We start from the raw sequence: 10916 nt of genomic DNA on the forward strand, positions 1-10916 counted from the left end.
CCGCCTAACGACTGATCGTGTAACGCCGGAAGGCGAAACCCAGCCGCTGCGCCGCCGGGTGCTGGATCGGCACCGCAAGCCCAAGGCTGCCGTCGGAGAGGAAAGTCATCCCGAGGTACTCGCCGGCGGCGCTACGTACCGTGGCCGTGTCCGGCGGAAACCCTTGCTGGAACGCCTCAGGCTGGAATGCCGGGGCGCGGGCCACGCGCGGTGTCCCGTCACCAGCTGTCTCGATGTAGGCCACCGTGGCGACCAGGGCATTGCCGGTCCCGGTGAACCAGCTCGCCGCGAGTTGCCCGTCCCCGCGCGCGATGAGGTAGGGGAAATGGGTCACCGCACTGTCGCGTGCGATCTCCCAGGTCGTCCAGGTCGCTCCCATGTCGCGGGAGCGTGCCAGCCAGACCGCGTTCTCGTGTCCCCACAGACTGAAGAGTGCGCCGGTCGCGTCGAAGGCGATCGGCTCGACCCAGCGTGGTTGCGCGGCCTCGTTCCAGGTCGGCGGGTTCACGGTGGTGTCACGCATCGCCTCCCATACGCGTGTGCCCGGCGGCGTGCGCTTCACCCACGTCTCCCCTCGGTCCGTGGAGGTGAAGAGCCAGTCCTCCCCCGCATTGAACGAGTTGCCGGAGACCGAGATCGGCACCACTCGCACCGCCAGCTCACCCTTCGGGCCCACGGCGAGGTGGCTCGACCCGCCCATGGGGTGGATATGTGGACGCTCGCTCCAGGTGCGTCCACCATCGGTGCTGCGCATGTAGGAGACGCCGGCTCCATCGTTCCAGATCGCGTGCGCCACGTTGTCCGCGGAGACGTCGATCCACGGCCGGTCATCGAGCCGCGTGTCTGATAGCTGTTGCCACTGCCACGTGGCCCCGGCATCACGGCTCGTTGCGAGGTCGATCCGCGTCCCTTCGAGGTTCTGGCGATCGAAGCTCATGTTCAGGAAGTACAACGTGCTGTCTGGCCCCACCGCCAGCTCAACGTCGGAGTTCCCGACCGCACCGTCGGCGCGCGTGCCCACGTTGACACTCGCCCAAGTGCGCCCGTTGTCGTTGGAGCGCCAGAGGTGCGGGACCGTGTCGCCATATCCGGCGACGAAGATCGCCCCGCCAGGATGCTGCACCACCATCGGCTCGCGGCCCAGGCGGTCGACGAACTCACTGGAATCGGCCAGGGTGATCGTTGGCGGGGACGAGGCAGACTCGCCACGCGAATTGCACGCGAGCACCACCATCAGGAGCATCAGGCTGACAGGTCGCACAGGTTCCCCACGGAACAGGACGCCTTATTCTGCGCCCCGGGACTTCTCCTGTCACCCCCGGCCGCGTGCGACCGACGCGATGATCGCCGGAAGCACCTCTTCGCGAAGCCGGCGCCAAGTGCCGTACCGGTTGTAGTTCCCGGCCGTGACCCCAACCACGAGCTGCAATTCCGGCACGACCATCACCATCTGGCCCCCGTTCCCGTTGGCCTCCACCTCCTGCCACTCGCGACCCGCGGCGCGCACGGTGTACCGGTGCCAGGCCAGGCCGTCGGATCCGCCGTTGTTCGTGGTCACCTGGTGCGCGATCGACGCCTCCATCCACGCGCGGGGCACCACCTGCCGCCCCCCCCAGCGCCCGCCATCCAGCACGAGCTGCCCGAGCTTGAGCAGGTCGCGGGGCGCCAGGTAGGCACCCCCACCGCCGTATCCCTCGCCGGTCGGCGTCAGGTTGAGCGCGTAGTGTGCCAGGCCTAACGGTTGCGCGACCGCCCGGTCGAAGAACGCCGGCAACCATCCTCCGGTAGCGTGCGCGACGAGACTCGCCGCGAGGTGCATGCCGCCGGAGCAATAGGCATAGTGGGTTCCCGGCGGAAACACGGCGGGCAGGGCGAGCTGGTATCGCCCCCAGTCCGGCTGCCCCCGCTGGCGCTGCATCGTCTCCTCGTTCCCCGGCGACTTCTCATCGTTGTCGTCGCACGCCAGTCCGGAGGTGTGCGTCAGCAGGTGGCGCAGCTGAATACCGCGACGCGGATCATCCACGGCCCAATCGACCCCCGGCAACGTGTGCAGCGGCGTATCGGCATCGAGCTTCGCGCCACCCAACATCGCGGCACCTGCCATCACGTCGACAAAGGTCTTGAACGCGGAGCGCGTGTCATGCAGCCGCTCGTTGTCGAACCCCGGGGCGAAGTGCTCGACCACCAGGCGCCCACCGCGCGCCACGTGCAGGCTGTGCACGAGCAAGGTGCTGTCTCCAAACGGATCGGCGGTCGCCAGCTCCTGCAGGATCGCCCGCATCCGACCCGCGTCGAGCCCCGCCCGCGCGGGTGCTGCCACTACCCACCCATCCGCACGGCGCGCCGGCACCTGTCCGTACCGTGTCACCACGGGAGTCGGCGTCGTGCGTCGCAGCGCAAACGGACGTCCGAAATCAAACTCGATCTCGCCCGTCGCCGCGCGATACCCCTGGGTGAGCCGCACGGCACCACTGGCCGGGTCCCGGAACACCACCGAACTATCCTGTACCTGCACCGTAAAGGTCCGCCCCAGGTTCCAACCAAACTCCGGGTTGCGGAACCGGGCCAGCAACGCGCCATCCTCGCGGGGCCAGACGCGCATCGACAGCGTCACCGATTCACCCAAGGGCCGCACCGTCCCGCGCCAGCTGCCGTCACGCAGACGCCGCAGCTCAACGGGAGTCGCGTACCCGTATCCCATGTTCCCTGCGGGCTGCACCCACATCGCCCGACCCGCCGGGGCGCCGTCCTTCACCGTGAACCGCAGCGTGCCAACCTCAGGCACCGCGAGCGACACCCGCTCGGCCAATGCGGCGTCTACCGACCCGGCACCAGTTTCCAGGCGCCACCCCGTCGCCGTACGACGCAACGTCACCGCGCCCGCACCGACCGCGGGCGGACGATCACTCCCCTCCCACACCCCAACGAGCGGGGACACGGCGCTCGACTGGGCGGCGAGGACGAGTGGCACGACGGTCATGAGGAGGAGGCAGCGCATGATTTTGGCGGAGGGCGGCGTCGGGAGATCGCAGTCTCGCCCACAGCGTCGGAGGCGTCTTGCATGAATGAAACCCACCGGCCGGTCAGTCCCGATGCGCGCGTCGCCACATCGCCGGCGTCATCGCCAGCGCCTGGCGAAAGTGCCGGTTCAGGTGACTCTGGTGGGCGTACCCACACCGCTGGGCTACGTCGCTGATCGTGTGGTTGGTGCAGGCGAGGAGCGCCGCCGCGCGGTTCAACCGCACCTGCCGCAGTACCTCCCCGGGGCTGGCGTTCAGGTGCCGTCGAAAGGCTCGCGCCAGCGACACGGGATGCACCCCGCACTCGCGCGCGACCTCCGCAATGTTCACGGACCCTGAACTCCCATCGTTGAGCAACTCAACCGCTCGCGCGATCCACGGCGGCACGGGCCCTTCGGCCTCCACGGTCGGCGCCGACGACGCCACCAACTCTACCAGCGCACTCTCCATCAATTCCTGCTGGCCCTGCGTGAGGGCATGCAGCACCCGCCCTGCGGCTCCCATGACCGGGGCGTCCGATCGGCACCAGGCGTCGGTCGACGGACTCGTTTGCCACCCCTGCCATTGGCCCTGGTCGATCGCGATGGAGACAAATCGTCCGCGAAAGGCGCCGTCCGTCCTGGCATAGCAATCCCGATGCGTCGTCCCTGGCGGGTTGAACACCACCACCGGATGGCGGGCCACGCGCGGCGCATCGGCCGCGCTCGAGAGATACGCCCCCTCGAGGTGGATGATCAGGTGCGCCGTCTCGTGGACGTGCAGCTCGACCTCGCGCACCGGGTCTGGCCGCATGAGGGCCACCGTGAACCCGTCGCCGCGATGTTCCCGCGTGCGCGAGCCATAAAACTGGCCGTAGCCGAGTTGACGAGGCATACCCGGCCTACGTCCGGCCATGGCGCCAGGTGTCGGGACGGCGGGCCGGACCGGCCCCTGGCCCGCCGGCCAAAGCCGTGCGGCCGCGCGCGCCGTACGTCCCTGGTAGGCGGCCGCAGCCTCCCGCCAGGGACGGGTGTCACGACCTAACGAGCGACGGGGCCCACGCCGGCCATCGTCCGCACAACCCCCACGTCGGGCTTCTGCATCGCCGGCGTTGGCGCCACCCGCTGCGCCGTCCCCACACACGCCCCGATGTTCGGTAACCCGACCACGTTCCGGAGCACGAGGAGCGCATCGACCGTCGTGATGCGGCCATCGCAATTCGCATCCCCCTCCGGGTACAAGGACCGCCCCGGCGGGAGCTCCATCCCAACGATCGCTTGCTGGATGTGCAAGGCGTCCTGTGCACTCAATCGGCCGTCCCGGTCCACATCGCCGCGCAGCGCCGCCGGCGTGACACCGGGTCGGTACGCAAAGACCCCTCGACCAAAGGTCCCGACGTACACCGTCCCGTTCAGCGGGACGTACTGGATGTCGTGGATTACCGTCAGCGGAAGCCCCGGCGGCCCCTGCGTCCACGAGGCTCCCCCGTTCAACGTTTGCAGCACGCCAACGTCCGTGGCCACCATGAAGGTGTTGGAGTTGGGGATCTGCACGCCAGCATGCACCGGAATGTTTGGCAGGTTGGCCCCGATCCCCGCGAAGAATGTCGCGCCGCCGTCGCGAGTCTCCGTCGCTCGTGGCGCATTGAGCGTGGACGCCGTCGCGATCACGTGGTTGACGTCCGCAGGATCGATGATGATCCGCGTGAAGTTCCGCTGCGTGGCGAATTGGAAGACGTTCCAGCTGAAACCTGCATCACGGCTCACCGCCAGGTTCCCGTCACTCGTCCCCGCCCAGATCACCCGCGAATCATTCGAGGCCACCGACAGGGCAGAGATGAACCCCGACCCGCGCGTGATATCGGTGGTGATCGGCTGCCAGTCCAACCCTTCGTTGGTCGTGCGATAGATGCGCTGCGTCCCGAAGTACAGTGTGGAGCCCGATACCGGGTCCATGGCGAGCGGCCGCGGAATCCCGGCGCGATCCTGTCCGCTGATCCCGTTGTCGCGCGACTCCTCCTTCACCCCGCGACTTTGCCGCATCACGAAGTTCAGGAACGAGTGCGTCACCCATACCGTCGACGGGTCCGTGCGATTGACGACCGTCCACCCACCGTCACCCAGCTGGGAGAGGTTGGCCCACACCGAGGACCCGGTGTAATAGATGGCGCTGTTGTCCTGCAGCCCGGCATACACCCAGAGCCCTGATGGGTGGATCGAGATCCCCTGGTAGACCTGGGTGATCGCCAGACCCTGGTTGCGTGCGCGGAAATTGCGCCCGTTGTCGTGCGAGATGTAGAACCCGCCATCGGAACCGATCGCCATCTGGTCGGGATCGCTCGGGCTCTGTGCAATCGCATGGAAGTCAACGTGCACGTATGGCGCGGTGTGCCGGAACGTCGCGCCGCCATCCTCGGAACGAAATGCGCCCACCCCACCCACCCAGATCCGGTTGGCATTGCGTGGATCAACACCCAACAGCAGGTCATAGTCCGACTGTTCGCCAAAGGTGGCCGGGTACGCATCACCAGAGGTCTCCAGCCCCTGCGCGGCCAACTGGATCCAGCGGCCCTGCAGGTCATCCCAGCGATAGATACCAATCAATCGACGGGTCTGCAGGTCGCCCGCGAGCGCAAACACCTGACCCGGGGCCGCCGGCGACGTGGCGAGTTCGACACGAGCCGCCACCCCGGCGTTCGGCATGGCGGAAGGCAATGCAGTCCAGGTGATCCCGCCATCCACCGACTTCCACAGGGTGCTGCGTGGATTGCCGTTCGGTTGAAAGACGGCCGAGAAGAAGACGCCCGGGCGCGTAGCATCCTGCACGACAGCGGTGGCGAACCCGGTGATCCGCTGGCTCCACGACTGCCCGCTGTTCACCGAGGTGTACAACCCGCGATGGGTCGCCACGAGCACACGCGTGCTGTTGATCGACCCCGCCGTGGCGCGGTCGATGGCCATGTGGTACGTGTAGGCCCCCTGCAGCTCAATACCTTGCGGTGGTGCCCAGGTATTCCCGCCGTCGGTCGACCGCAATACCCCACACCCGGCCTGCACAAAGCTGCGGGCATCGCCCGTCCCCGCGTAGACGATCGTCGGGGTTACGGGATCCACCACCACGGCCCCGATCGACGTGGTGCACTGCGCATCGGTCAGCGCCGTCCACGTATTGCCCCCGTTGGTGGTCTTCCAGACCCCACCTTGCGACCCCAGGTAGATGGTGCGGGGGTCGGTCGGATGGAACGCGATCGAGTTGACGCGCCCCGACTTCATCTCCCCGGCGATGACGCCGCCGAACGCACCCTGGTTGAGCCACAAGCCGAACGGTCCCAGCGGGCGCCAGCTCACATCCGCCGCAAATGAGGGCGCGGCGTTGGGCATCGCAGTGACTTCACGCCAGGCCCGGTACACAAAGTCGTCCGGCAGCTTGCCCGACGCGTCCGCACGTTGTTTGGCCCAGGCGTCGCGCATCGCGTCACGCGTGGCGGCATCGTCGCGCCACTGCGCCTGCGCCGTACCGCCTAACGTCACCAGGAGCAGCGCGGCGGTCGCCGCGCGAATCAGGTCGACCTTCATGGAACCACCTTCAACGTAAGGGGAGCACTCGTGAGCCCGCGCGCTTCGACGGTCACGGGATAGCTGCCAGGCATCAGGGGACGGGGCGGCGACTCGACCGACGTCGAATACCGCGCCGGCACCACGATACGGATCTCCGTCCCCGCCGCATTCGCCGGCACACTCGGGATCGCCACCGGACCGATCCGGATCGTATTGCTGCCCGTGGTCGCGAAGCCGCTCCCACGGAGCGTGATCTCACTGATGGTATTGCTCGCCAGTCGCACCGAGTCCGGCGCGAGGGACGAGAGCACCGGGGCGCCCTGCGTCGCATTCCCGCTCCCCGGCGTCGGAGTCGACGGCGCGGGCGAAGGGGACGACTGCGTCTCGTCCGCCCCTTCACGCGGCGCCGAACGACAGGCCGTTACTCCAACAAGCAACAGCAGCGACAACGACAGCGTGGCGCGCGTCATGGAGCCACCCCCGCGTCAATCGACGGCGCCAACACGCGCGTCTGCGACAACTCGGCGCCATCCACCGCATGCAACTGGTCGATCGAGAGTTGCAGCGCACCCACCGGGCCGCGCGTGGTCGCGACGAACCGCAGCAGCACCAGCGCCCCGTCGCGGAATCCCTCCGTGGCCAGGCCGGCCACGCGCACGTCACCGACAATGTCGCCGTTCACGACGCGCAACGCGGCGGTGGACGGCGACGCTTCATCCACGAACGTCAGGCGCTGCGGATCGTACGACAGGCGAGCCGTGAAGCTCGCCGCGGGCCGTACCGCCACCCCACGGGTGAGGCGCACCGCCGCATAGACGGTATCCCCCACGCTCACGTCGCCACGGGAGAGGACGAGCGCGGCTTCCACCGCATCGGCCGAAGGCAGTGCCACCTGGGGCGCCTCGCGCAACGTCTCACGACAGGCGAGCCCACCGGCGAGGAGCATCGCCATCAACATGGACGGGATCAATCGGGTTCTCATCGGAACACCAGCGGATAAAACGTGGAAGTGACGCGCGAGAAGAGATCCGCGCCGTCGGGACCAAAGATCTCGATCGCCTGGACCGTCATCGCCAGGCGGGCATTCGTCGGGCCACTGATCAGCAGCACTTCACCAAACTCGACCGGGGCCGTCAGCGGGGTCGTCGTCACCACGCTGAACCGGAACACGTTCGGATCGCTCTGCGCCGCCGTGACCGAGGCGCCCGTCACGGTGCGCGTCCCAATCTGGTACGCTGGAGAAAAATCCTGCGAGTTGAAGTTCACGACCACCGTGAACGCGCCCACCGGCGTGTTCCGCGGGTCGAGAACGAGGCGGAAGTACGTCGTGTCACCCGTGCGCATGACATAGTTTGTCAGTGTCGTCCGAGCCACTGGCCCGCCCGCGGAGCGCGTGACCACCGCCAGCACCGAGTCCGCACCCAGGTTGTTGAAGCCAAGCAGCCAGCTCTGGCCTTCGGCAACCCCGGTGAAACGGCCGTTGTTGTCGATGCTCACCCGGTTGGCCGCTCGCGACAGGAAGCCGGCCGGTCCACCGGTGGACAACGCCGCCGTCGAGCTGGCACCGGCGTCGAGGAACTGCACTTTCTCGTTGCCCAACCCAAAGATGATCGCCGGCAACGCCATCGGCGCCGCCGCGACACCGGGGACCCCAGTCGAGGAGAAAGCGAGCGCATACGTCCCGGGCTGCCCCGAGACCACCAGGTTGGTGAAGGTGGCCACACCAGCCACCGCCGTGACGGCGACCGTTCCGCCGACCGTGCCCGTGAATCCGGTCAACCCTGCCGTCACCACCGCCGTCGAACCCGTGGACACATTCCCACTCACGTCTCGCAGCTCAACGATCGGCTGCGTCAGCAGCGCCGCTCCCACCGCCCCACCCACGGGCTGGCGCCGCAGCACCATCGCCGCCGGCGCCCCCGGCGCGAGGGCAAACGCCGCACTCGTCACCGGCGCCAGTCCGGCGGTCGAGAACGACAACGTGCGATTCCCGATCGTGCCCGACATCCCAAGGTCGCTGAACGTCGCCACGCCATTGGAGGCCGACACCGTCGCAGTTCCGGCCAGGGTGCCGCCGCCACTCGCGATCGCCGCGTTCACCGCTCCGGCGCTCGTGGTGACCACATTCCCCGCCGCATCCAGGAAGTCGACCACCGGTTGGGTCACGAAACGTGCACCCACGGCCGCTCCGCCAGGTTGGGTCCGCAAGCCAAGTCGCGTCGCGGCCCCTGGCGTGGTTGTCACCGCCAAGGGCGACGAAACCACACTGCCAACGGAGGCCGTGACCTGGGTGGTCCCCACGAGGACCGCAGTGATCAATCCGCCGTTCACCGAGGCCACCTGGGCGTTGGAACTCGACCACACCACGCTCGCCCCCGTGACCGGCCGGCCGTCGCGGGTCAACACGTTGGCGGTGACGTTCAGGGTATTCCCCGACACCAGGGTCACCGCCCCGGTGGCTGACAGGGTGATGGTGGCCGGGGAGTTGTCAGGTGGGGGAGGCGTGGTGGATCCGCCATCGCCACCACCTCCACAGGCCAGGCTCACCACCAGGGCGGCGAGTGCGACCCACGAGGTCGTTCGTTTGGAGTGCGTCATGCAACCGGCTGTGCGTGAATGAGGGAGGCTTCTGGGCAACAGGCGCAATCGGGATCCTGCACGGATCAACCGCGCGGCGCCAGCGGCGCTTCCACCCGTCGTCGGCCACCGTGGCCCCGCTGGACCCTTGCCGATGTCCGTGGGTAGCTTGGACTTGCGGTCAAGGCGTCGCTTGACTCAGCATGTGCTCCCCCAGCAACGTGTGTGCCGTGCCCTGCAGCCAGCAGCTGGTCCCCACACCTGGAGCCGCGGTCCAGCCCCACGGCCACGCGACGTGCTCGACGTTCGCGCGATCTCGTACGCCATGAGGCGCTCCGTGCTTGCCCTGGCGCTGTGGGGGTGTGGCGGGGGAGCCACCGCGCCGACCACGTCGAGCGAGCGCCCGACCCTCGTGGTCGAGGCCCCCGTCCCGTCCCTCGAGCTCGGCCAGACCACCACCCTCACCGCATTCCTCGTCAACGCCGCAGGGGTGCGAAGTCCCGCCACACAGGTCACCTGGACGGTCTCCCCAGCCACCGTCGCAACGATCACCAGCTTCGGCTTCCTGACCACCTTGACCGAGGGGACCGCGGTCGTCACCGCAGCCATGGGGGGAATCCAGGCCACTGTGCAGCTCCCCGTCGTCCCGGTCCCCGTGGCCAAGGTCGATGTCTCACCCCCCACCGCCGACATCAGCCGCGGCGACGTCCTTCAACTCGTCGCCGTCCCACGGGACCGCAGCGGGATCGCGTTGGCCGGGCGTGCGATCCAGTGGCGTTCCTCCGACTCGACCCGGGCGACCGTGTCCGCAACCGGCACCGTGCGCACCCTCCAGCCGGGCAACGTCACCATCACCGCGACAAGTGACGGCGTGCAGGGCCAGGTGACCGTGACCGTCCGGGATCGTGTCCAGGGCGTGCACCAGGTCACGATCGATGCGACCAGCTCGCTGATGATCGTCGGCGACACCCTGCGCCTCCAGGCCACCGTGCGTGACGGTGACGGACAAATCCTGGAAGACCGGACCGTCGCCTGGTCAGTCAGCATCACGGCCGGCAATCCGGTCGTTTCCGTCTCCACCGATGGCCTCGTGCGAGCACTCGGCCAGGGAACGGCCGTGATCGAGGCGACCTGCGAAGGGAAGACCGCATCCCTCCCCATCCGTGTGGTCGACAATCTCGACACCAGCATCGTGGTCATCCTCGCCGCACCAATCGTGGGCGACACCGTGGCGGATACGCTGCTCGTGATGGCCGACGTGGATCACCTGCATCCGCTCGCCAGGGTCGTCGCCACCGTCGGCCCGATCAGCGTTGAGCTCAAGCTGACCCCGGTGGGGCGCGGCACCCTCCTCTGGGCCGGCAAGTTGGTCCTCGCCGACCTTCGCGTCGGCCCCTACGTCGTGCAGGTGGACGCGACCGACGCGCGTGGCGGACTGGGACGCGCCACCCGGGCTTTCACGCGGAAGTACCAGGCCGGGGACGGGGGAAAGCCGCCAGGCCCGCGGTCGAAGTAACATCCGATCGAAGCAGCCCCCCCCCCCCCCCGGGCCCCGGCCGGCACACCCCCCCCCAACACCGGGGGGGGGGGGTGCCCCCCCCCCCGTTGTGCGGGCTGGGGGGGGGGGGGGGGGGGGGGGGGGGGGGCGACCCCCCCCCCCCGCGCCGGGGGGGGGGGGCAGCGGGGGGGGCGGGGGGGCGGGGGGGGGGGGGGGGCCGGGCGGCCGGCCGCGGGGGCGGGGGCGCGGCGGGGGGGGCGGGCGGGGGGGCGGGGGGGGCGGGGG

8 protein-coding genes are annotated in these 10916 nt (G+C 68.9%); 1 reads left to right on the forward strand and 7 read right to left on the reverse strand.

The genetic code is table 11. From position 1 onward, the window contains the following. Positions 1-4: 4 nt before the first annotated feature. The 7 genes from IPK85_05355 to IPK85_05385 form a co-directional block, all read right to left on the reverse strand. On the reverse strand, positions 5-1261 hold the full coding sequence (locus IPK85_05355) for a hypothetical protein (GenBank protein MBK8246809.1): 1257 nt from the start codon (positions 1259-1261) through the stop codon (positions 5-7). Between the two features lie 51 nt (positions 1262-1312). Further along, positions 1313-2998: a serine hydrolase gene (locus IPK85_05360; GenBank protein ID MBK8246810.1), complete on the reverse strand. Its 1686-nt coding sequence runs from the start codon at positions 2996-2998 to the stop codon at positions 1313-1315. An 85-nt stretch (positions 2999-3083) separates the two neighbouring features. After that, the gene (locus tag IPK85_05365) at positions 3084-3893 is read right to left on the reverse strand and encodes a helix-turn-helix transcriptional regulator (GenBank protein ID MBK8246811.1); all 810 of its coding nucleotides are present in this window, start codon (positions 3891-3893) and stop codon (positions 3084-3086) included. A 146-nt stretch (positions 3894-4039) separates the two neighbouring features. Continuing rightward, positions 4040-6574, reverse strand: a complete 2535-nt coding sequence (locus IPK85_05370; protein ID MBK8246812.1) for a hypothetical protein — start codon at positions 6572-6574, stop codon at positions 4040-4042. Further along, positions 6571-7026 carry a hypothetical protein gene (locus IPK85_05375; protein MBK8246813.1) on the reverse strand — a complete coding sequence of 152 codons (456 nt, stop codon included), beginning with the start codon at positions 7024-7026 and terminating at the stop codon, positions 6571-6573. Before IPK85_05375 ends, IPK85_05370 begins: the two co-directional genes overlap by 4 nt. Then, a complete protein-coding gene (locus IPK85_05380; GenBank protein ID MBK8246814.1) occupies positions 7023-7538 on the reverse strand; it encodes a hypothetical protein in 516 nt (171 codons plus the stop codon). Before IPK85_05380 ends, IPK85_05375 begins: the two co-directional genes overlap by 4 nt. Further along, positions 7535-9154 carry an Ig-like domain-containing protein gene (locus tag IPK85_05385; GenBank protein MBK8246815.1) on the reverse strand — a complete coding sequence of 540 codons (1620 nt, stop codon included), beginning with the start codon at positions 9152-9154 and terminating at the stop codon, positions 7535-7537. Before IPK85_05385 ends, IPK85_05380 begins: the two co-directional genes overlap by 4 nt. 304 nt (positions 9155-9458) lie before the next feature. Between IPK85_05385 and IPK85_05390 the strand changes: the two genes are divergently transcribed. Then, complete coding sequence (locus tag IPK85_05390; protein ID MBK8246816.1) at positions 9459-10649, forward strand: Ig-like domain-containing protein; 1191 nt, start codon at positions 9459-9461, stop codon at positions 10647-10649. The last annotated feature ends 267 nt before the right edge of the window (positions 10650-10916 follow it).

This window comes from Gemmatimonadota bacterium, from assembly GCA_016712265.1.
In the GTDB taxonomy this organism is placed as follows: domain Bacteria; phylum Gemmatimonadota; class Gemmatimonadetes; order Gemmatimonadales; family Gemmatimonadaceae; genus RBC101.

What these genes read in the sequence shown, in the direction of transcription:
- IPK85_05370 (MBK8246812.1), bottom strand. Translation starts at nt 6,574, where the DNA reads ATGAAGGTCGACCTGATTCGCGCGGCGACCGCCGCGCTGCTCCTGGTG.
- IPK85_05385 (MBK8246815.1), bottom strand. Translation starts at nt 9,154, where the DNA reads ATGACGCACTCCAAACGAACGACCTCGTGGGTCGCACTCGCCGCCCTG.
- IPK85_05360 (MBK8246810.1), bottom strand. Translation starts at nt 2,998, where the DNA reads ATGCGCTGCCTCCTCCTCATGACCGTCGTGCCACTCGTCCTCGCCGCC.
- IPK85_05365 (MBK8246811.1), bottom strand. Translation starts at nt 3,893, where the DNA reads ATGCCTCGTCAACTCGGCTACGGCCAGTTTTATGGCTCGCGCACGCGG.
- IPK85_05390 (MBK8246816.1), top strand. Translation starts at nt 9,459, where the DNA reads ATGAGGCGCTCCGTGCTTGCCCTGGCGCTGTGGGGGTGTGGCGGGGGA.
- IPK85_05375 (MBK8246813.1), bottom strand. Translation starts at nt 7,026, where the DNA reads ATGACGCGCGCCACGCTGTCGTTGTCGCTGCTGTTGCTTGTTGGAGTA.
- IPK85_05380 (MBK8246814.1), bottom strand. Translation starts at nt 7,538, where the DNA reads ATGAGAACCCGATTGATCCCGTCCATGTTGATGGCGATGCTCCTCGCC.